At 32.8% G+C, this 20399-nt stretch carries 21 protein-coding genes and 1 tRNA gene; 7 read left to right on the top strand and 15 right to left on the bottom strand.

Features of this window, described 5'->3' with window-relative positions:
- Positions 1-49: 49 nt before the first annotated feature.
- From ACHRV0_RS05505 to ACHRV0_RS05495, 3 genes are all read left to right on the top strand, one after another.
- A complete protein-coding gene (locus ACHRV0_RS05505) occupies positions 50-637 on the top strand; it encodes an LURP-one-related/scramblase family protein (RefSeq protein ID WP_129052621.1) in 588 nt (195 codons plus the stop codon).
- Between the two features lie 113 nt (positions 638-750).
- Positions 751-1467, top strand: coding sequence for a 3-ketoacyl-ACP reductase (locus tag ACHRV0_RS05500; RefSeq protein WP_395440156.1), 717 nt, complete (start codon positions 751-753; stop codon positions 1465-1467).
- 52 nt (positions 1468-1519) lie between these two features.
- Positions 1520-2029 carry a hypothetical protein gene (locus tag ACHRV0_RS05495; RefSeq protein ID WP_089052888.1) on the top strand — a complete coding sequence of 170 codons (510 nt, stop codon included), beginning with the start codon at positions 1520-1522 and terminating at the stop codon, positions 2027-2029.
- A 191-nt stretch (positions 2030-2220) separates the two neighbouring features.
- Here the strand turns inward: ACHRV0_RS05495 and mtaB are convergent, their stop codons facing one another.
- Positions 2221-3555 (bottom strand): tRNA (N(6)-L-threonylcarbamoyladenosine(37)-C(2))-methylthiotransferase MtaB, encoded by a 1335-nt coding sequence (gene mtaB / locus ACHRV0_RS05490; RefSeq protein WP_395414263.1) that lies wholly within the window; start codon positions 3553-3555, stop codon positions 2221-2223.
- Positions 3556-4045: 490 nt separating this feature from the next.
- Between mtaB and ACHRV0_RS05485 the strand changes: the two genes are divergently transcribed.
- Positions 4046-4564, top strand: a complete 519-nt coding sequence (locus ACHRV0_RS05485; RefSeq protein ID WP_089053087.1) for a hypothetical protein — start codon at positions 4046-4048, stop codon at positions 4562-4564.
- 75 nt (positions 4565-4639) lie between these two features.
- Here ACHRV0_RS05485 and ACHRV0_RS05480 read toward each other — a convergent pair whose 3' ends face one another.
- The 11 genes from ACHRV0_RS05480 to hisS all read right to left on the bottom strand — a co-directional run bounded on the left by ACHRV0_RS05480 (position 4640) and on the right by hisS (position 14854).
- Complete coding sequence (locus ACHRV0_RS05480) at positions 4640-5167, bottom strand: GNAT family N-acetyltransferase (RefSeq protein WP_395440155.1); 528 nt, start codon at positions 5165-5167, stop codon at positions 4640-4642.
- Positions 5168-5173: 6 nt separating this feature from the next.
- On the bottom strand, positions 5174-5977 hold the full coding sequence (locus ACHRV0_RS05475) for a Cof-type HAD-IIB family hydrolase (RefSeq protein WP_395440154.1): 804 nt from the start codon (positions 5975-5977) through the stop codon (positions 5174-5176).
- A gap of 61 nt (positions 5978-6038) precedes the next feature.
- A complete protein-coding gene (locus ACHRV0_RS05470) occupies positions 6039-6257 on the bottom strand; it encodes a putative signal transducing protein (RefSeq protein WP_129022911.1) in 219 nt (72 codons plus the stop codon).
- 27 nt (positions 6258-6284) lie between these two features.
- Entirely contained in the window at positions 6285-6950 is a 666-nt protein-coding gene (locus ACHRV0_RS05465; RefSeq protein WP_395440153.1) for a DEAD/DEAH box helicase, read from the bottom strand.
- Positions 6951-7100: 150 nt separating this feature from the next.
- The gene (locus ACHRV0_RS05460) at positions 7101-8264 is read right to left on the bottom strand and encodes a sigma-54 dependent transcriptional regulator (protein ID WP_129022910.1); all 1164 of its coding nucleotides are present in this window, start codon (positions 8262-8264) and stop codon (positions 7101-7103) included.
- Positions 8265-8370: 106 nt separating this feature from the next.
- Positions 8371-9687, bottom strand: a complete 1317-nt coding sequence (locus ACHRV0_RS05455) for an ABC transporter permease (protein WP_089052881.1) — start codon at positions 9685-9687, stop codon at positions 8371-8373.
- Between the two features lie 57 nt (positions 9688-9744).
- Complete coding sequence (locus ACHRV0_RS05450; RefSeq protein ID WP_395440152.1) at positions 9745-10674, bottom strand: ABC transporter ATP-binding protein; 930 nt, start codon at positions 10672-10674, stop codon at positions 9745-9747.
- 162 nt (positions 10675-10836) lie between these two features.
- Positions 10837-11946 carry a molecular chaperone DnaJ gene (gene dnaJ, locus ACHRV0_RS05445; protein ID WP_089052880.1) on the bottom strand — a complete coding sequence of 370 codons (1110 nt, stop codon included), beginning with the start codon at positions 11944-11946 and terminating at the stop codon, positions 10837-10839.
- A gap of 74 nt (positions 11947-12020) precedes the next feature.
- The gene (locus tag ACHRV0_RS05440) at positions 12021-12599 is read right to left on the bottom strand and encodes a nucleotide exchange factor GrpE (RefSeq protein ID WP_089052879.1); all 579 of its coding nucleotides are present in this window, start codon (positions 12597-12599) and stop codon (positions 12021-12023) included.
- 448 nt (positions 12600-13047) lie between these two features.
- Positions 13048-13118, bottom strand: a tRNA-Trp gene (locus tag ACHRV0_RS05435).
- Positions 13119-13426: 308 nt separating this feature from the next.
- Entirely contained in the window at positions 13427-14854 is a 1428-nt protein-coding gene (hisS, locus tag ACHRV0_RS05430; protein ID WP_395440151.1) for a histidine--tRNA ligase, read from the bottom strand.
- Between the two features lie 239 nt (positions 14855-15093).
- Here hisS and ACHRV0_RS05425 point away from each other — a divergent pair, with 239 nt between their 5' ends.
- A complete protein-coding gene (locus ACHRV0_RS05425; protein ID WP_129022907.1) occupies positions 15094-16338 on the top strand; it encodes an ABC transporter permease in 1245 nt (414 codons plus the stop codon).
- A gap of 62 nt (positions 16339-16400) precedes the next feature.
- On the opposite strand, the gene prmC is transcribed toward ACHRV0_RS05425, so the two are convergent.
- The 3 genes from prmC to ACHRV0_RS05410 are packed head-to-tail and all read right to left on the bottom strand — an operon-like array spanning position 16401 to position 18571.
- The gene (prmC, locus tag ACHRV0_RS05420) at positions 16401-17255 is read right to left on the bottom strand and encodes a peptide chain release factor N(5)-glutamine methyltransferase (protein ID WP_395440150.1); all 855 of its coding nucleotides are present in this window, start codon (positions 17253-17255) and stop codon (positions 16401-16403) included.
- Positions 17256-17274: 19 nt separating this feature from the next.
- Positions 17275-18081, bottom strand: coding sequence for a hypothetical protein (locus tag ACHRV0_RS05415; RefSeq protein ID WP_395440149.1), 807 nt, complete (start codon positions 18079-18081; stop codon positions 17275-17277).
- 4 nt (positions 18082-18085) lie between these two features.
- Positions 18086-18571 carry a GNAT family N-acetyltransferase gene (locus ACHRV0_RS05410; RefSeq protein ID WP_395440148.1) on the bottom strand — a complete coding sequence of 162 codons (486 nt, stop codon included), beginning with the start codon at positions 18569-18571 and terminating at the stop codon, positions 18086-18088.
- Between the two features lie 108 nt (positions 18572-18679).
- Here ACHRV0_RS05410 and ribD point away from each other — a divergent pair, with 108 nt between their 5' ends.
- Together ribD and ACHRV0_RS05400 are read left to right on the top strand one after the other, a co-directional pair.
- On the top strand, positions 18680-19729 hold the full coding sequence (ribD, locus tag ACHRV0_RS05405; protein WP_395440454.1) for a bifunctional diaminohydroxyphosphoribosylaminopyrimidine deaminase/5-amino-6-(5-phosphoribosylamino)uracil reductase RibD: 1050 nt from the start codon (positions 18680-18682) through the stop codon (positions 19727-19729).
- Positions 19722-20324, top strand: a complete 603-nt coding sequence (locus tag ACHRV0_RS05400; RefSeq protein ID WP_395440147.1) for an HAD family hydrolase — start codon at positions 19722-19724, stop codon at positions 20322-20324. Before ribD ends, ACHRV0_RS05400 begins: the two co-directional genes overlap by 8 nt.
- The last annotated feature ends 75 nt before the right edge of the window (positions 20325-20399 follow it).

Here is a 20399-nt window from a genome sequence, read left to right as displayed (position 1 = left end):
TTATTTACATTTGGGTTCAAAATCTAAAAACTAATTTTCACATAAACGTATGAACCCAATTTTAAGCCAAAATCTATTTTTAGTAAAAGAACATGTCGGAATGTTTAAAGCTGCTAATAATTATGATATTTACAATCCTGAAACGAATCAAATAACTATGAATTGCCGTGAGAACAATCTTGGTTTTTTCACAAAAATGCTGCGTTTCACAGATTATAAAAGAATGACTCCTTTTAATGTTGAAATTACAACGGCTTCTGGAGAAAAATTAATCTCAGTAAAACGAGGTATTGCTGTGTTTCGTTCAACAGTTGAAATTTTTGATGAGAAAGACAGATTAGTAGGAACCTTTAAACAAAAGTTCTTTTCTATTGGCGGGAAGTTTGAAATCATGGATAAAAACGAAAAACCTGTTGCGACATTACAAGGAAAATGGACGGGTTGGGACTTTAAATTTTCTCACGAAAACAAACAACTTGCTCAAGTAAGTAAAAAATGGGCTGGTTTAGGTAAAGAGTTTTTTACAAGTGCTGACAATTATGTGCTTCAAATTGAAGACAATGTAGCATCAGACAGTTCCCTTAGACAATTAATTCTTGCTGCCGTAATGTGTATAGACATGGTTTTGAAAGAATAACAAAGTTGTTAAACTTAGATTAAGAAAATACTTGAAAGCATCATTTTAGTTTACAAAAGCTTTATTTTTGTAAGACTTAAAATGATGCTTTCGGCATTTCTAAACAATAAATCATGACAAGCTTAAAAAATAAAAATGCTCTTATTACAGGAGCTGGAAAAGGAATTGGAAAAGCAATTGCAATTGCCTTGGCAAAAGAAGGTGTAAATGTAATTCTGGTTTCAAGAACTCAAGCAGATGTTGATCAATTGGCAGATGAAACGAATGATTTAGGGGTTAAATCTTTAGCTCTTTCTGCAGATGTATCGGACATTAAATCTATAAATAGTGCCGTTGAAAAAGCACTAACTGAGTTTAAACATATTGATATTTTAATCAACAGCGCAGGAATTGCTTCTTTTGGAAAATTCCTTGATCTAGAACCTGCTGCTTTTGAAAAAATCATTCAGGTAAATTTAATGGGAACTTATTATGCAACACGTGCCGTAATTCCAAACATGATCGAAAGACAAAGTGGAGATATTATCAATATTTCGTCAACAGCTGGTTTAAACGGTAATGCTCTAACAAGTGCATACAGTACTTCTAAATTTGCAGTTTTAGGTTTAACGGATTCTTTAATGCAGGAAATGCGCAAACACAACATACGTGTTACTGCTTTAACTCCAAGCACTGTTGCGACAGACATGGCAAAAGATTTGAACTTAACTGATGGGAATCCTGAAAAGGTAATGCAGTCTGAAGATATTGCAGAATTAGTTGTTGCACAGTTAAAACTAAACCGCAGAGTATTTATAAAAAACAGCAGTATTTGGTCAACCAACCCTTAAAAATTAAACTCTATCCCGAAGCTATCGGGATGGAATTTTTAGAAAATATATGATGGAACAATATTTAAGACAATTAATAGCGATAGAATTTCAGGATAAAAAAGAAATTTTTACAGGATTTCTTATTGACTATTCTGATGATTGGATTCTGCTCCGAAATAATCCAGTTGATTATATTTTGGATGGTTTTGTCATTTTGAAAAACAAAAATATCGAAGCTGTTCACAGAGATCAGGATTTGGCTTTTATAGAAAAAGTGATTCGCTTAAAAGGTTTAAAAACAAATGCCGAAGATATTATTCCGATTCGGGATTTGAATTCGATTTTAAATTTCATCAACAATAAACATGGTATTTTTCAGATTTCGAAAAAATCAGCAAAATCAGCTTATTTAGGAAAATTAATTTCTTTAAACGACGAAGAACTTATAATTGATTTCTTGGATACAAAAGGTCAATTTGGCGGAGAATTAAGTTTTAATCCGCAAAAAATCCGAGTTATTGAATTTGACACCGATTATATCAATTCTTTGAAATTGGTAATTCCTGAAAATCAGAAGTAGTTATAGCTTTTTTATTTGTCATTTCGACCGAAGGGAGAAATCGCACTAGTAATTCCGCATAGAAAATCTCCAATCTTTGTCGACAAACTAGTGCGATTTCTCCCTTCGGTCGAAATGACAATACTTTGTGTAATTTATTGAAATAAACTTTGTCAAAGTTTAAAACTTTGACAAAGTTCAACTATACTTTTTTAAGCTTCGGCCAATTTATTTATAAACTCTAAACGAACGCTTCCGTCTTCATCAATTTTAGTTAAATTAATTTCCTGCAGCGTATTTACTAATTCAGGATTCCATGGTGTTTTTACTTTTACGTAATTCTCTGTAAAACCATGAATATAACCTTCTTTATTTTCTCCTTCAAAAAGCACTGTTCTGTTTGTTCCTAATTGGGTTTCATAAAATGCACGACGTTTTTTTACAGATAAACCGCGAAGCATTTTGCTTCTTTTTGCTCTTACATTTGCAGGAACAACTCCAGGCATATCTATAGCTTCTGTATTATCTCTTTCAGAATAGGTGAAGACGTGTAAATACGAAATATCCATTTCGTTTAAGAAATGATATGTTTCTAAGAAATGCTCATCTGTTTCTCCTGGAAAACCAACAATTACATCAACTCCTATACAAGCATGAGGCATTACTTCACGAATTTTATTCACACGTTCAGTATACACTTCACGTAAATAACGGCGTTTCATTAATTTCAAGATATCATTGCTTCCTGATTGTAACGGAATATGGAAATGAGGCACAAAAGTGCGGCTTTTTGAAACAAATTCTATCGTTTCATTTTTCAACAAGTTTGGTTCGATAGATGAAATTCTTAAACGCTCGATACCTTCAACTTTATCTAAAGCCTGAACAAGTTCTAGAAAAGTATGTTCATGTTTTTTATTTCCAAACTCTCCTTTTCCGTAATCTCCAATATTAACTCCAGTTAAAACAATTTCTTTAATATTTTGAGCCGAGATTTCTTTGGCGTTCTGCAATACATTTTCTAAAGCATCACTTCTTGAAATTCCTCTTGCTAAAGGAATTGTACAATACGTACATTTATAATCGCAGCCGTCTTGAACTTTCAAGAAAGCTCGAGTACGATCTCCTATTGAATAACTTCCAACATAAAAATCAGCCTCAGCAATTTCGCATGAGTGAACTTCACCCATATCATTTTTGCTTAAGTCATGAATATAATCTGTAATCTTAAATTTTTCTGTAGCTCCAAGTACCAAATCAACTCCGTCAACATTTGCCAACTCTTCAGGTTTCAACTGCGCATAACATCCCACTGCTGCAACAAATGCCTTATCATTAAGTTTCATTGCTTTCTTTACTACCTGCTTAAACTGCTTATCGGCATTATCTGTTACAGAACAAGTATTGATTACATAAATGTCTGCTACATCTTCAAAATCGACGCGGTCGAATCCTTCGTCATTAAAATTTCTGGCAATTGTAGACGTTTCTGAAAAATTCAGTTTACATCCAAGCGTATAAAAAGCAACTTTTTTTCTATTTTCCATGGGAACACACTACGTTTTAAGCAGTAAGGTATTATATTTATATCTCTTTTAAAGAGTTTGCAAATTTACGTACAATATTTTTTAAAATAAAATCAATAATACACTATATATCAATATTTTGCATTAAACACCTGTTTAAAATCGTCTTAATTAACCATATCGCAAATCGCAAGCATAATTAATTCTAAAAAAACAAAATCGGGATTCAATAAGAATAAAATGACAAAAACATCGATTAAGTGCAAATTACATCGGTAAAGCGCATTTTTTTCAAGTATTGGCTTAAAATTTTCTTACATTTAACTTTGTTTAAGTCTTTAGCGAGATTTAATTAAGATTCTAAAATAAATGACCGTTATTACTAATATTATAACAATTCGAGCATAACTATTTTGAAATTCAATCGTTATGTTGTTGTTTTGTTACAAAAAGCATGGGAACGCCGAAAACCAGAAAGAGTAGGCAAAAATTAAAAATTACAAATTCCATTATGAAAGCATTTTTACCCACAATCTGCTTAATGTTCTTAACCATTTTTAGTTCGCAGGCGCAAACTAATACTCCTGCTGCAAATCCATTTCCGTCTATTAGTACCTTAACAACTTGGGCGAGCTTAAATTCGCAGTCTCAATTTGATATTGCCATTCGTGCTGTTGGATTTAAATTTGAAGTAAAAGAGCCAGGTGAAGGATCAACAGCTTATACCTACATTCGTAAAGTAACGGTAAACGAAGTAAACTATACTGATAGAATTGTTTACAGAATTACAAATAACAATTCAGCAAGCATCATCTCATTGGTAACGGCTTCAACTGATTTAGTAAGTTTATATACACCGCAATTGGCGACATTTAAAAACAATAATTGTAAAACTGAAATGTCTAAAGACAAAAACACAACTTGCAGCTGTTACGAAAGCGCTAATTTTGCAATCGACCTTTGCGACGAGCGTGTTAAATTGACAATGGGTGACGGAAATAAATATTTTGTTTCTGTAGCTAAAAAATAATTTAAGAAACTACGTTTTCCAAATCTTTGCAAACTTTATTAAGCTTTCAAAGATTTGGGACGCATTTCTTAGAAACTATACGTTTGGGTTCTTTAACTCATACCAAACTTCTAGTTCTTCTTGATACTCAAAAGAATTTACATAACGTAAACCTAATTTTTCTAGTATTTTTCTTGAGTTATCATTGCCGGCATCTGCATAGGCATAAACAGCATCAGCTTTTAAATTATTAAAAGCATACTCTATAAAAGCTTTTCCAGCTTCGGTTGCATATCCTTTTCCCCAATGTTTCTCTATAAAACGATAACCAATTTCATAGAAATTTTTATGGTTGTTGATTTCATCGGTAATAAATTTAATTCCAGACCAACCTAAAAACTCATTTGTTTCTTTTAGAATTACTGCCCAGCGTCCAGTTCCAAAATCTTTGTATTGCTGCTGAAGATTTTCAATGTATGCTGCACTCTGTTCAATAGTAGTGACAGGCTTCCCTCCAATGTAAATATGAACATTCGGATTAGAATCTAACTCAAACATTCCATTAAGATCTGAAGCAATCACTTCACGTAATAGCAAGCGTTCTGTTTCGATTGGTTTTTTCATCAAAAATTAATTTAGAATATACTTTTGTACTACTTCAGCAACGCCGTCATTATTATTTGAAGCTACAATTAAATCTGCTTTATCACGCAATTCAGGTGTTACATTATCAACCCAAACTCCTAATCCAGCATATTCGATCATGGTCAAATCATTTCCTGCATTTCCAATAGCAATAATTTCGCTTTGATGAATATTAAGTTTCTCTGCCAAAAGTTTTAAACTAGCCGCTTTATCAATTCCTTGCTGTGCCGCTTCTAAGAAAAAAGGTTTCGACATAGAAACGCTCAAATGCGGCATTGCTTTAATTAAATCATTTTCTACCAATTTTAAATAGGCTGGATTTTCTAGCAAAATACATTTTACAGCTGGTCGATCAATATAATCTTTAAAACTCGCCACTTTACGATGCGCCATTCCTGTAATTTCCTTTTCAACCTCAATATATTCAGAATCTGTTTCGCTTATAATTTCATCATCCAAGTAAGTTATGATATGCGTTTTTGTTTTCACGCTGTAATCATACAAATCGTGAATTTGCTTAACAGTTAATTTCTGCTCAAATAAAATTTGATCATCTTTTGCCTGACTTATAATGGCACCATTAAATGAAATGATATAGGAATCATTCAAATCTAGTTCTAATTCCTTGGCATAAGAAGTCATTGCAGAAGTTGGTCTTCCTGAAGCCAAAACAACATAAACACCTTTTGCCTGAGCTTCTAAAAGTACTTTTTTATTTAAATCTGATATTTTGTGGTCGTCGGTCAACAAGGTATCATCCATGTCGAGAACTAACATTTTGTATTGCATGCTTTTTTGTTTTCAGCGCTCAGTCTCCATTTTCTGTTTCCATTGTGACTGAAGACTTCTTTTAAATACTCATTCTGAAATTTTCGATAACTGGATTTGCTTTTGCAAAATCAGTTTCTTGAATAAAAATTTCAACAGCCAAATCGGTACGAGGAAAACCTCCTAAACGAGACGATTGAATATTATCTTTTTTAACTGTTTCTACACCTGCTTCTTCTAGTTTTTCCTGTAAAGCAATTGCTAATATTTCACTACCTGAATACACTTTCATTAATCCCATAACACTTTATTTTTATCTAATTTCTGACTATTCTTCCTCTTCGATATCTTCTTCATCCTCATCCAATTCTTCTTCACCTTCTTCATCCATATCGAAAAAATAAGGCTCTAACAACATTTTGCCTGTCAGGATCTCGATACGCTCTGTCAAAGTTTCAGCAAAAACGATACGCTGTGTTTTTGCAATACTATTAGAAATACGCATTATTTTAGTTTCATGACGCAATTTCAAAATAGGATCAGCATCATCCAAAATAAACATTTTTAAGCGGTTTACATTGTAACCTGCAGTCGAAAACATATCGCTCAATTTATTTGGTGTACCAATTAAAACATCAATTCCCGTAGAAACATAATTTTTATCGTAATCCATGTCGCCTTTATCGTGTACACCGTAAACTTCAAGATTAGTATATTTTCCATACTTTTCAAAAAGTTCTTCCATTGCAAGAACCTTTTCTTTGTCTTCAACAATGATCAAAGCACGAGGCGATTCTTCGGTTTTTCCTGCCAATTGCTGAATAACATTCAATACAATCGTAGTTGTCTTACCACTTCCTTCCGGAGAAACAATCAAACAATCCGCACCACTTTTTATAGTCGAAAAAGTTTCCTGCTGTAAAGCATTTGCTTCTGTTAAACCATTTTCAATTAGGGCGTCCTGTAATTTCTCGTTTATTTTTTTTAGTTTCATTTTTTTAAGCTTTAAGCTTTAAGCTATACGCCGTAAGCAAAAATTATTTATTTTTTTTAGCTTTAAGCTTTAGGCAATAAGCTTTAGACCAAATTTATTATGTTTTTTTTAGCTTAAAGCATAAAGCTTATAGCTTATTGCGCGAAGCCCCTATTTGCTTGCAAACATTTTTACATCAGTTTCAGAGATTTCGCTTCCTCCTAAAATAATCAATCTCTCGACTACATTTCGAAGTTCACGAATATTTCCTGTCCAGTCGTATTCTTGCAATAATTTTATGGCTTGTGCCGAAAATCCTTTTACAGCATTTCCTTGCTCTGATGCAATTTTTTCTGCAAAATGCTTAATCAAAGCCGGAATGTCGTCACGTCTTTCATTCAATGGCGGAACTTTTATTAAAATAACTGCCAAACGATGATATAAATCTTCACGGAAACGACCTTCGGCAATTTCTGTTTTCAAATCTTTGTTGGTTGCGGCAACGACACGAACATCAACTTTAATATCCTTTTCTGCACCAACTCTAGTAATCATATTTTCCTGAAGTGCACGCAAAACTTTGGCTTGCGCCGAAAGACTCATATCACCAATTTCATCTAAGAAAATAGTTCCTTTATCAGCAGCTTCGAACTTTCCAGCACGATCTTTAACCGCCGATGTAAAAGCACCTTTTACGTGTCCGAACAATTCACTTTCAATTAATTCACTCGGAATTGCAGCACAGTTAACTTCGATTAAAGGATAATTAGAGCGCTCGCTTTTTTCATGTAATTGATGTGCGACTAATTCTTTACCTGTTCCGTTTGGACCTGTAATTAAAACTCTGGCTTCTGTTGGAGCTACTTTATCAATCATCACTTTAATATGATTAATTGAGTCGCTCTCGCCTATCATTTCGTAATTTTTGCTGACTTTTTTCTTTAGAATTTTATTTTCAACAACTAATTGTTTTTTATCTAAAGCATTACGAACTGTATTTAGTAAACGATTCAAATCTGGCGGTTTTGAGATATAATCAAAAGCTCCTAAACGCATGGTATGAATTGCTGTTTCCATATCGCCGTGACCAGAGATCATAACCATCGGAATTTCTGGTTTTATTTTTTTTGCTTCTTCTAAAACCTCAACACCATCCATTTTTGGCATTTTGATATCACACAAAACCAAATCGTAATCGTTGTTTTTTATTTTTTCAAGACCTGCAGCACCGTCTTCTGCTTCATCTACCTTATAGGAATCATTTTCTTCTGATAATATTTTTACCAAAACTCTTCTGATCGCTGCTTCGTCTTCGATAATTAGTATTTTACTCATTTTTTGAGGTTCTAAGGTTCTAAGCTGCTAAGGTACTGAGGTTTTTCTGCAAGAAGCTAAAAAATCTTAGCATCTTAGAACCTCAGCACCTTAGCAGCTTCAAAAATTAATATTTAAGCCACTTATACAATTCCTTCCAAGTTGGTTTTTTGCCGTACATTAAAATACCTACACGGTAAATTTTTGCGGCGAACCAGACAACAAGGAAAAAGGTAGCAAACAATAATGATACCGAAATTGCGATTTGCCACCACGGCACGCCAAACGGAATACGCATTAGCATAACAATTGGCGATGTAAGCGGAATCATTGAAAATGCAACGGCTACTGTTCCGTGTGGATCATTTACAACTGTAAAAAATCCGATATAGACACTCAAAATAAGAGGCATTAAAATGGGCAGTAAAAACTGTTGTGAATCTGTTTGATTGTCAACCGCTGCACCAATTGCCGCATAGAATGAACTGTACAGAAAATAACCTCCAATAAAATAAACTATAAATCCAATTATAATACTCGCAATTGGCAGATTCCATAATTCAGCGATATACATTTGTGCTGAACCCGAAAGTTGATGCTGAGCTGATTGCATTAATTCTGGCGAAATTCTAGCTGTTGGACCAACATTAACTCCAAAAAATGTCGAAGCAGCAAACATTAAACCTAAACCAATAATTGCCCAAATCATAAACTGCAGAATTCCAGCTAACGAAGTTCCAACAATTTTACCAATCATTAACTGAAATGGTTTTACTGATGAAATAATGATTTCGATAATTCGATTGGTTTTTTCTTCGATTACGCTTCGCATTACCATATTTCCGTAAATGATAATAAACATCATAATCAAATAACCAAAAGCGCCTCCAATTGCAATTTTTATTTCGTTCAAGCCTTTTAAACTTTCTTCTCCTGATGCTTTTATCAAATGAATATTGACATCTGACTGTGCTTTTTGAATTGCTAAAGTATCCAGTTTTGCTTTTTCAAGATTCAGTTTGGTTATTTTATTGCCAATAATATCCTGAGTATTTTCTACAAAAGAAATACTTGGACTGTTATTAGAAATAAATTCAATTTTACTTTCTAAATCTTTAATATCAGCCGTTTTTGGAATAACGATTAAACCACTGAAATTTTCTTTTGTAATACTGTCTTTCAAAGCTTTTACTTCAATTTCTGATAAATTAAAGTATTTAAATTCGGCTCCTTTTTTATTTTCTTTTAAAAAATCAGCTGCAAAAAGCCCGGTTTCGTCATGAATTGCAATACGCTTTGTTTCTGCTTTCATTGAACTTAAATAGCCAATAAATACAGCTATCGCTACAAACAAAAGTGGACTCAAAAAAGTCATGACAACAAAAGATTTATTGCGAACTTTTGCAATGAATTCTCTTTTTATAATCAACGAGATGATACTCATACTTAGATTTTAGATTTTTAGGTTGTTGATTTAAATTTTAGTTCTTCACTCTAAAATCTAAAACTTATTTTCGGTAACTGTTTGAATAAAAATATCGTTTACACTTGGAATTTTTTCTACAAAGTGCGTTACTTGTCCGCGTTGTGTCAGCACATTCAATAATTCATTTGGAGCTGAATTTCCTATTTGGATATTTAATTTCAAATCGTCATTTAACGATTTGAAATTAGCTGGCGAAACGGTAAATTTTTGTGTAATATCGTACATCAAACCTTCGACATTGTCAGTCAAAATTCCAACTTCAAAACTATTGGTTTTAAACTGGCGTTTTACATCGCTTACTTTTCCTTCGATCAATTTATTCGATTTATGAATTAAAGCTATATGATCGCAAAGTTCCTCAACGCTTTCCATTCGGTGTGTCGAGAAAATAATGGTTGAACCTTGTTCTTTTAATGCTAAAATTTCATCTTTTATAATATTGGCATTTACAGGATCAAACCCTGAAAAAGGCTCATCAAAAATCAGCAGTTTCGGTTTATGCAATACACAAACCACAAACTGAATTTTTTGCGCCATTCCTTTAGATAATTCTTGAATTTTCTTATTCCACCAACCTTGAATACCTAAACGATCGAACCAATAATCCAGCTGTTTTTTTGCTTCGGCTTTAGAAAGTCCTTTCATTTGCGCCAGATACAAACACTGCTCACCCACTTTCATCGAACTGTACAAACCTCTTTCTTCTGGAAGATATCCTATAGTTTGAACGTGTTTTGGCTGTAATTTTTCGCCATCTAAAATTACTTCACCGCTGTCTGGCATTGTAATTTGATTGATGATTCTGATTAGAGAAGTTTTTCCAGCTCCATTTGGACCTAAAAGTCCATAAATACTGCCTTTTGGCACATTTAATGAAACTTCGTTAAGCGCTACATAATCGCCATATTGTTTTACGACTTTATGTACTTCGAGTAAGTTGCTCATTTTATTTTTTAGGTTTTCTTTTAGTGGCTTTTTTATTTTTGCCAACAGTCTGTAAAAGTAAATAATTCACACGGAATCTACATTATAATACGCAAAAAACCCATTCTATTTATGTTTAGAATGGGTTTTGATTTTTATGTACATCTTCAAAAAAAGTGCTATTTATGAGAACATATCTTTTACTTTCTCGAAAAACGATTTCTCTGATTTTTCCGGGCTCGGTACAAAATGTTCATCATTTAGAGCTTTCTCAAAGAATTGTTTTTGCTCTTTATTTAATGTTTTTGGAGTCCAAACGTTTACGTGAACTAATAAATCACCACTTCCGTAACCGTTTATACTTGGAATTCCTTTTCCTTTTAATCTTAAGATTTTTCCAGATTGAATTCCTTCTTCCAACTTAATACGAACTTTTCCGTTGATTGCTTCGATGTCTTTTGAAGCTCCTAAAACAGCTTCTGGAAAACTAATGTATAAGTCGTAATGAATGTTCTCGCCTTCGCGTTTCAAGAATTCGTGTTCTAACTCTTCAATGGCAACGATTAAATCTCCTGGAATACTATTTCCTGGGGCATCATTTCCTTTGTTAGAAACTTTCAACTGCATTCCGTCAACAACACCAGCTGGAATTTTGATAGAAACTGTTTCGTCTTCTACCACCATTCCTTGTGCATCTGCTTCAGAAGGTTTTTTATCTAAAATTTGACCTGAACCTCCACAAGTAGGACAAGTTGACGCTGACTGCATTCTTCCTAAAATGGTATTTGTAACACGCATTACCTGTCCTTGACCATTACAAGTCGTACACGTTTTATACGTTACGCCTTTAGCTTGAACTTTACGTTTTACTTTTACTTTTTTCTCAACACCATTTGCAATCTCTTCTAAAGTTAGTTTCACTTTAATTCGAAGATTACTTCCTTTAGCGCGACGAGGACCTCCGCCTCCGCCTCCGAAACCTCCAAATCCACCTCCAAAAATATCACCAAACTGGCTGAAAATGTCATCCATATTCATACCGCCGTGGCCACCGCCAAATCCGCCAGAACCATCAAATGCTTGATGTCCGTATTGATCGTATTTTGCTTTTTTGTTAGGATCGCTTAATACTTCGTAAGCTTCTGCCGCTAATTTAAAGTTTTCTTCTGCCTCTTTGTCGCCTGGATTTTTATCCGGGTGATATTTCAACGCACTTTTTCTGTACGCTTTTTTTATTTCGGCAGCATCAGCACTCTTAGAAATGCCTAGTATTTCGTAAAAATCTTTTTTCATAATTTAGGTTAAATTCCAATACTACAAATTCCAAATTTCAATTTAAAAATTGATTTCTAGAATCTATTTGCATTTTAGTTTCCAACAACAACTTTAGGAAAACGAATAATCTTATCTCCTAATTTGTATCCTTTTTCAATAACATCAACAATTTTGCCTTTTAATTTATCCGAAGGAGCTGGAATTTGAGTAATTGCTTCAGCAATATCTGCGTTAAAAGCATCACCTGCTTTAATCTCAACCTGCTCTAAACCTTTAGAAATTAAAGTGTTTTTCAATTTTTCATGAATCAACTCAACTCCTTTTTTCAAATTTTCGTCGTCAGATTTATTGATCTCTACAGTTGCTCTGTCAAAATCATCTAAAACAGGAAGCATTGCTTGCAAAACGTCTTGATTTGCCGTTTTGAATAAATCGATGCGCTCCTTTGAAGTTCTTTTTTTGTAATTTTCAAATTCGGCAAATAATCTCAAAAACTTATCTTTTTCTTTTGCCAAGTCTTGAGCCAATTGCTCTTCAACACTTAATTCTTCAACAATTAACTGCTCACCGTTGGCATTGTTCTCTAACGTTACATCATCTAATTCCTGATCGAATTCTGTATTTTCCGTAGTCATATTACTTTTATTTTTAAAAATATTTTTAAACTTCATTTTTTATTCTTTCTGTTGGATTGCAAAAGTACTGCCAAATCTTATAAAATGTCAAATTGTCACTTTATTAATTATGAGAGTTTTAAAAACCGAATCCCTAAATTAAAATTTAGTATAATTTTAAGACTATTACGTTTTAGTTTATGTTAAATTTGAGTTCAAAATTGGAAACTAAATTATTACCTATCAAAATTGAATTTAAGGGTTGGCTTCGGCCTCATAAATAATTATTAATTCAAGTTTACCTTATATTAAAAAAAGCTTCGCCTTATAGTAGAGACGAAGCTTTTTTTATGCTTTTTGAGAAAAATTTACCGCAAAGAACGCTAAGATTTTTACTCTTGACTTCAAAAAAAATTCGCAAAGCTTTGTATTAATTTAGCCTTGCGAACTTTTTTTGATAGTATCTTAGATAAAATCCTTGTTTCCTTTTCGATAAGAAATATTGCACGGGCGGAGGGATTCGAACCCCCATCAACGGTTTTGGAGACCGCTATTCTACCCTTGAACTACGCCCGTAACTCAAGGCCGCAAATTAAAGGCTTTTTTTTCTTTTCTACCAACTATTTCGGGCAAATTTTAAAAAGATATAAGCAGATAAAGACTGAGATTTATTAACACAATCACTTTCAGAACTTTGTGCGTTTTTATTTTTCAATCAAAACAAAAACTTAGCGAAATAACCGCAAAGTACGCTAAGTTTTTTAAAAGTCTGGTTTTATAAAAACACAAAGTTCGCAAAGCTTTGTGTTGATGTAGCTTTGCGAACTTTGTGTTTTCTATGCGTGAAGCAAAATTAAATTTTAGCGCACTTTGCGGTTAAAATCTTATGCCAATAAAGCAGCTTTCAATCCTTCAAAGTCAACAGAAATCTGCTCTCCTGTCACTAAATTTTTAAGTGCGTAAGAATTTGAAGCGATTTCTTGATCTCCTGCAATTACAGCAAATGGAATCAAACGTTTATCAGCGTATTGAAACTGCTTGCCCACTTTTACATTGTCAGGGTATAATTCTACTTTTATATTTTCTTTTCTTAATTTCTGAATGGCTTTTGAAGCATACAAAGCCTCATTATCTCCATAATTGATAAACAATGCTTTTGAAGTAGCTGCAACGGTTTCTGGAAACAACTGCAGTTCTTCTAAAACTAAATAAATTCTATCCAATCCAAAAGAAATTCCAACACCGCTCATATTTTTCAATCCAAAAATACCCGTCAAATCGTCGTATCTTCCACCGCCTCCAATAGATCCCATTGAAACGGTTTTTGGTGCTGCAACTTCAAAAATAGCTCCGGTATAATAATTTAAACCACGAGCAAGTGTCACATCAAGATCCAAAATTGCTGTAGACAAACCTAAAGTTGCCACATTGTCACAAATAAATTTAAGTTCCTCAACTCCTTTTGTTCCTTCTTCAGATGACGCTAATAATTCTGAAAGCTGTTTGATTTTATCTGCAAACGTCCCTGTAAAACTAAAAAGCGGCTGTACTTTTACCAACGCTTCTTCAGAAATACCTTTTTCGATCATTTCTTTCTTCACGCCGTCTTCACCAATTTTATCCAGTTTATCAAGAGCAACTGTAAAATCAATTAATTTATCAGACGCACCAATAACTTCGGCAATTCCTGATAATATTTTTCGGTTGTTAATTTTAATAGTAACACCTTCTAATCCTAAAGAGGTAAAAACAGTGTCATACAATTGAACCAATTCTACTTCCTGCCAAAGTGACTTTGAACCCACAACATCGGCATCACATTGATAGAATTCTCTGTAACGTCCTCTTTGCGGACGATCTGCTCTCCAAACAGGTTGAATTTGATATCTTTTAAAAGGAAATTCAATTTCATTTTGGTGCTGTACAACGTATCTAGCAAATGGAACTGTTAAATCGTAACGAAGTGCTTTCTCAGAAATTTTTCCTGTAAATTTATTCAGTTCGATTCTTTGATTAAGATCGATAGTTTCTGCTGAATTAACTTGAAGTGATTCTATAGATTCTGGTAATTCAATTTTATTTTTATTGAAGAAAAAGTTTCCTGAATTCAATATTTTAAAAATCAAACGATCTCCTTCTTCTCCATATTTTCCCATTAAGGTGTCTGAATTTTCAAACGAAGGTGTTTCAATTGGCTGAAAACCAAATTTTTCAAAATTATTTTTTATCGCCTGAATTATATATTGACGTTTTGACACCTCTGCAGGCGAAAAATCTCTTGTTCCTTGCGGAATGCTTGGTTTTGAAGCCATTTCTTATTATTTTAGATTTCTGATCTTAGATTTTAGATTTCTTTGAAGCCTAAAATATAAAACCTATAGCATTAATTTATTTCTAGTTTTTTTTGATTGTTGGATTTTTGCACTTTCGACTTTAATACTTTCCAACTTTCGACTTAATTAAGGTTGCAAATATCTTACTTTTTAAAATAAATAATACGTGTTCGAAAACAAACTTGTAACAAAAACCGTATTTTCGTGACAAATTGGTCATGATGCTAAAATTATTTAAAGAAAATATCCGAATTGCTTTTGGTTCTATCAAAACACAATTATTGCGAACCATTCTTACTGTATTAATTATTGCTATCGGAATCACGGCATTGGTTGGAATTCTAACTGTTGTAACTGCACTCGAAAATACTGTTTCGACCAATTTCGCTTCAATGGGTGCTAATACATTCAACATCAAACAGTATGCAAATACGGTTAGAAATCGCGGCGGAAACGAACGTGAAGTTATTAATCCTATTATTTCTTATCCAGAAGCTGTTGCATTCAAAAACAAATACAAATATCCTTTTACCGAAACTTCTCTTTCGTTTACTGCCACATCAAAAGCGGAGGTAAAATTTCAGGATACTAAAACTGATCCTGAAATTTCGATCATTGGAGTCGATGAACACTATATTTCTAATTCTGGTTTAGAAACAACTTTAGGCAGATCGTTTAATCAATTTGACATCGACAATAATACTTACACCTGCATTGTTGGTTCTGATTTTGAAAAAGGTTTACTGAAAGATGTTAATCCAATTGACAAAGTTATCTCTATTCGAGGCGCTCGTTTTAAGGTAATTGGAGTTTTAAAAGAAAAAGGATCTACTTTTGGAAACAGTCAGGATTTACGCGTTTTAATTCCTATTCAGGTGGCGCGATCTTTATTTACTGCTCCCAATATCAATTATACGATGAGTGTAATGGTATCTAAAAAAGAACTTTTAGATCAAGCCATTGATGATGCAACAAGTGTTATGCGCAGAGTTCGCAAATTGAGCCCAGTTAAAGATAATAATTTTGGGATTGGCCGAAGCGATGATTTAATTAATAGAATTCTAGGAATCACCAAATATTTAGATTGGGCTTCTGCCATTATTAGTGTAATTACAATATTAGGTTCATCGATCGCATTAATGAATATCATGATCGTTTCAGTAACAGAACGAACACGCGAAATTGGCGTTCGAAAAGCATTAGGAGCAAAAAGATCAACCGTTGCATTTCAATTCTTCATTGAAACCTTATTAATTGGACAAATTGGAGGTTTAGTGGGTATTTTTCTAGGAATGTTAATCGGTTTTGGTATTGCAACTGCAATGAGTTTTACATTCGTTGTCCCATGGTTTGCTATACTGATTGCCTTCGGAACCAGTTTTGCCGTTGCAATTGTTTCAGGTTTATATCCAGCAATTAAAGCTTCAAAACTAGACCCAATTGAAGCACTTCGATACGAATAATTTTTAGTAATTTAGTGTTCAGTTCAATGAAGATTCATTAGAACGTTCTATTTACTAAACACTTAAATATTGCCTTTAATCATTCGATCATTATCATAAATATCTTTTCGCAATTCGATACTTTTAAAATTCATTTCATCTAATAAGTCCGTCATTTCTTTTCCAAGATATTGGTTAATTTCAAAATACAGCTGACCATCTTCTAAAAGGTTCTTTTTGGCTAAATCAGCAATTTTTCTGTAAAAAATCAACGCATCGTTATCCTCAACAAAAAGCGCCAAATGAGGCTCATAATCCAGAACGTTTTTCTTGATTTCTTCTTTTTCTAAATTGCGAACGTAAGGCGGATTGGAAACAATTATATCGTAATTTGATTTCAAAATTTCTAATTCTAGAACATTCTTAAGCATAAAAATTATTTCAACTTTATTACTTATTGCATTTCTCTTAGCAGTTTCAAGTGCTTTTTTCGAAACATCGATTGCATAAACTTCTGCATTTGGTAAATTTTTAGCCAGTGAAATAGCAATACATCCGCTTCCTGTTCCTATATCCAGAATTTTAATTTTCTTCTTTTTATCAATCGCTTTATTCTCGTTGATAACCCATTCGACCAACTCTTCGGTTTCTGGTCTTGGAATCAATACATTTTCGTTTACTTCAAACTCTAAACCGTAAAAATGCGTTTTCCCAAGTAAATATTGAATTGGAACTTCTTTTTTCAATTCTTCCAATATCGAATTCCATACTGTAAAATCAGCTTCACTAAAAGTCAAATCATGATTTAATGCCAAATCTATTTGTCTTAACTTATGTTTATCTTCTAAAATCAAATAGAAAAGACTCTCCGCTTCGTATGCATCATAAAAAGGCGATAATTCTTTTATAAATTGAGTTCGGTATTGTTTAATTTTCATTTTATATATCTCTTTTTAATTAGCAGTCAAACTGCACTGCTATTTCTGAAACTTTCTTCACTGAATCTCCGTTTTCAGCTTTTGAAGAAAGGAACAAAATTACTCGTTCTTCTTCGTAATTTCTATTTGCCCCAAAAACAAAATCAAGTTTTCCATCTCCGTCAATATCTCCTGCAAAAAGCAATTCTACAAACGTGTCGTTAAACGACATTTCAGTTAAAAGAAGTTTTTCTGGATTACTCCCAACGGTTAAATACAGTTTATAATCTTCTACTTTCTTAAAAATCTCTATTTTATCATCGTCAGTACTCACTCGTTCCTCAGAAAGAACTTTTCCTTCGCCGCGTAAAGTGTAATTAAGATTACCAAAAGTAAAACTCAACTTTTCTTTTGGCCATATTTTATCTTCTTCAATTTTTATTGATTTTACTTTCCCCGTTTTCAATTCAGGATAATCCATCAATAGCAAAACTTTCTTTTTAGGTAAAATTGAAAGAAGAGAATCACCTGAACATTCGCTGTATCCTTTTTCAATTTTAAAATTAGGTTTCCCTAAAAAATACTCATCATTTTCCTGATACAACTCAATCCATTTATTATTTAAAGCCGTTACAGGATTTTGATTATCATAAGTTCGATAGTTTTGTGGTATCAGAATATCAAATTCATTTTTAAATTCTTCTTCTGATGTGGTAATTTTACTTTCGTCAGTAGTAATTACTGAGTCTTTTGCAATTACGGCATTCTTTATCGATTTTGCTTCTTTAGTATCTTTACAAGAAAACAAAATTGAAATCAAAAGAAAACCAAAAACACTTTTTTTCATAAACTTATAATTTTTTCAACATCCATACAGGGCAAGAATCGTGCCCAGTAGAACCTAATGGAGCATCTAAATATTCGAAACCTGATTTTTTATATAATTTTTGAGCGGCGTGCATAAAAGGCATTGTTTCGATATAACATTTTTCAAAGCCAAAATTTCTTGCCTGCTCTAAACATTTCTCCATCATAATACTTCCTATTCCTAAACCACGTGTTTCAGGCAAAAAATACATCTTTTGCAATTCACAAATTTTTGGATCACTGTTTTCTAATGGAGCAATTCCTGCGCAGCCCAAAATTTTACCATCGTTTTCAACTACAAAATAAACCGAATTTGGCTTACTATATTCTTCAAACATTAAATCCAAATACGGATCTTCGTATGCGGTACCTACTTTTGGAATTTCCATTTCGTCAAAAACCGACCTTATTAATTTCGCAACCGCCTGATTGTCTTTATTTTCAATTTTTCTTACAATCCAATTATTCATTTTTCTTATATTATTCAATCCTATTGTAAATGTAAAATAGTTTTTTTGATCACTAATCGAATCCAAACCATTATTGAGACTAAACTCAAAAATAACTACTTTTGCAGGGTGAATATACATGAAAAATACATAAGACGCTGCATTGAACTAGCCAAAAATGGCTTCGGAACAGCGTATCCAAACCCAATGGTTGGAAGTGTAATTGTTTATAATGATACAATTATTGGAGAAGGCTGGCACAAAAAAGCCGGTGAACCACATGCCGAAGTAAACGCAGTACGTTCTGTAAAAGACAAATCGCTTTTAAAGAAAGCTACAATTTATGTTAGTTTAGAACCTTGCAGTCATTTTGGAAAAACACCTCCGTGCTGTGATTTAATTATTGAAAATAAAATTCCCAATGTTGTTGTAGGAACTGTTGATCCAAATGAAAAAGTAGCTGGAAACGGAATCAGAAAACTTGTTGAAGCCGGCGCAAATGTAATTGTAGGTGTTTTAGAAGACGAATGTAATGAACTCAATAAACGCTTTTTTACTTTTCATCAAAAAAAGAGATCTTATATTATACTAAAATGGGCAGAAAGTCTGGACGGATATTTAGCTCCTGAAAAAGAAATTAATCAGGAACGAAAACCGGTTTGGATTACTAATAAATTTTCTCGTCAATTAGTTCATAAATGGCGCAGCGAAGAACAGGCAATTCTAGTTGGCACACAAACTGTTATTGATGATAATCCTAAATTAAATGTTAGAGATTGGTCTGGAAACAATCCTGTTCGCGTGGTTTTAGATCAAAATAACCGAATTTCAAAAGACAGTTTTATTTTTGATGACAGTGTAAAAACAATTGTTTTAACAAAATCAGAAAATACTATTTCGACTGAAAATACACTTTTTGAAAAGATTGATTTTAATAAAAATACGATTGAGAATATTTTATCGGTTTTATATCAGCATCAAATTCAATCTATAATTATTGAAGGCGGAAAACAAACACTGCAATCTTTTATTGATAAAAACATTTGGGATGAAGCTCGAATTTTTATTGGAAAGAATACATTTGAAAAAGGCACGAAAGCGCCAGAGCTTAAAAAGAAGAATGAAGCAAAAACTCATATTCAGAACGACGAATTAATATATGTAAGAAATCATGATTGATACTATAATTTTTGACTTTGGTGATATTTTTATCAATCTGGACAAACAAGGAACTATTTCGGGATTACAGAAATTAGGATTAAAAGAATGGAATGCTGATCTTGATCGTTTGAATCTATTATTTGAAACTGGAGATATTTCGTATGATGATTTTGTGGCTGGTTTTCAAAAACAGCTTCCAAATGCAAGCATTGAAGAAATTCTCGAAGCTTGGAATGCCGTTTTGGCTGATTTTCCTTCTTATAGATTAGACTTTCTAAAAGAGCTCTCAAAAAAATATCGCTTGTTTTTATTAAGTAATACTGATTCTATTCATATTGCGACTTTCGAGAAAAAAAGCGGCGCACCATTTTATACTGATTTTTACAATTGTTTTGAGAAAGTTTATTTTTCTTTTGAAATGGGATTAAGAAAACCAGACTCAAAAATTTACCAAGTTTTACTTGACAAACACAATCTAGTTCCGGAAAACACTTTGTTTATTGATGACAAAACAGAAAACACAAACAGTGCTGCAACTTTAGGAATTAAAGTTTGGAATCTACAAGTCGGAAAAGAAGATGTTGTCGATTTATATAACAAAGGGATATTATAAAAATATTTAGTCACCAATTAATGTGATTAAAAGGATAAAAAAATACTGCCACGAATTACACAAATTTTCACTAAT

Origin of the sequence: Flavobacterium sp. FlaQc-30, from assembly GCF_044005885.1 — a bacterium.
GTDB lineage: Bacteria > Bacteroidota > Bacteroidia > Flavobacteriales > Flavobacteriaceae > Flavobacterium.
Note: the sequence above shows the minus strand (reverse complement) of the source record. Positions and strands in the feature narration are given on the sequence as shown.

Bases quoted from the DNA above. Each gene is read 5' to 3' on its own strand.
- ACHRV0_RS05505 (WP_129052621.1), top strand. From the start codon at position 50: ATGAACCCAATTTTAAGCCAAAATCTATTTTTAGTAAAAGAACATGTC.
- ACHRV0_RS05500 (WP_395440156.1), top strand. From the start codon at position 751: ATGACAAGCTTAAAAAATAAAAATGCTCTTATTACAGGAGCTGGAAAA.
- ACHRV0_RS05495 (WP_089052888.1), top strand. From the start codon at position 1,520: ATGGAACAATATTTAAGACAATTAATAGCGATAGAATTTCAGGATAAA.
- mtaB (WP_395414263.1), bottom strand. From the start codon at position 3,555: ATGGAAAATAGAAAAAAAGTTGCTTTTTATACGCTTGGATGTAAACTG.
- ACHRV0_RS05485 (WP_089053087.1), top strand. From the start codon at position 4,046: ATGAAAGCATTTTTACCCACAATCTGCTTAATGTTCTTAACCATTTTT.
- ACHRV0_RS05480 (WP_395440155.1), bottom strand. From the start codon at position 5,167: ATGAAAAAACCAATCGAAACAGAACGCTTGCTATTACGTGAAGTGATT.
- ACHRV0_RS05475 (WP_395440154.1), bottom strand. From the start codon at position 5,977: ATGCAATACAAAATGTTAGTTCTCGACATGGATGATACCTTGTTGACC.
- ACHRV0_RS05470 (WP_129022911.1), bottom strand. From the start codon at position 6,257: ATGGGATTAATGAAAGTGTATTCAGGTAGTGAAATATTAGCAATTGCT.
- ACHRV0_RS05465 (WP_395440153.1), bottom strand. From the start codon at position 6,950: ATGAAACTAAAAAAAATAAACGAGAAATTACAGGACGCCCTAATTGAA.
- ACHRV0_RS05460 (WP_129022910.1), bottom strand. From the start codon at position 8,264: ATGAGTAAAATACTAATTATCGAAGACGAAGCAGCGATCAGAAGAGTT.
- ACHRV0_RS05455 (WP_089052881.1), bottom strand. From the start codon at position 9,687: ATGAGTATCATCTCGTTGATTATAAAAAGAGAATTCATTGCAAAAGTT.
- ACHRV0_RS05450 (WP_395440152.1), bottom strand. From the start codon at position 10,674: ATGAGCAACTTACTCGAAGTACATAAAGTCGTAAAACAATATGGCGAT.
- dnaJ (WP_089052880.1), bottom strand. From the start codon at position 11,946: ATGAAAAAAGATTTTTACGAAATACTAGGCATTTCTAAGAGTGCTGAT.
- ACHRV0_RS05440 (WP_089052879.1), bottom strand. From the start codon at position 12,599: ATGAAGTTTAAAAATATTTTTAAAAATAAAAGTAATATGACTACGGAA.
- hisS (WP_395440151.1), bottom strand. From the start codon at position 14,854: ATGGCTTCAAAACCAAGCATTCCGCAAGGAACAAGAGATTTTTCGCCT.
- ACHRV0_RS05425 (WP_129022907.1), top strand. From the start codon at position 15,094: ATGATGCTAAAATTATTTAAAGAAAATATCCGAATTGCTTTTGGTTCT.
- prmC (WP_395440150.1), bottom strand. From the start codon at position 17,255: ATGAAAATTAAACAATACCGAACTCAATTTATAAAAGAATTATCGCCT.
- ACHRV0_RS05415 (WP_395440149.1), bottom strand. From the start codon at position 18,081: ATGAAAAAAAGTGTTTTTGGTTTTCTTTTGATTTCAATTTTGTTTTCT.
- ACHRV0_RS05410 (WP_395440148.1), bottom strand. From the start codon at position 18,571: ATGAATAATTGGATTGTAAGAAAAATTGAAAATAAAGACAATCAGGCG.
- ACHRV0_RS05400 (WP_395440147.1), top strand. From the start codon at position 19,722: ATGATTGATACTATAATTTTTGACTTTGGTGATATTTTTATCAATCTG.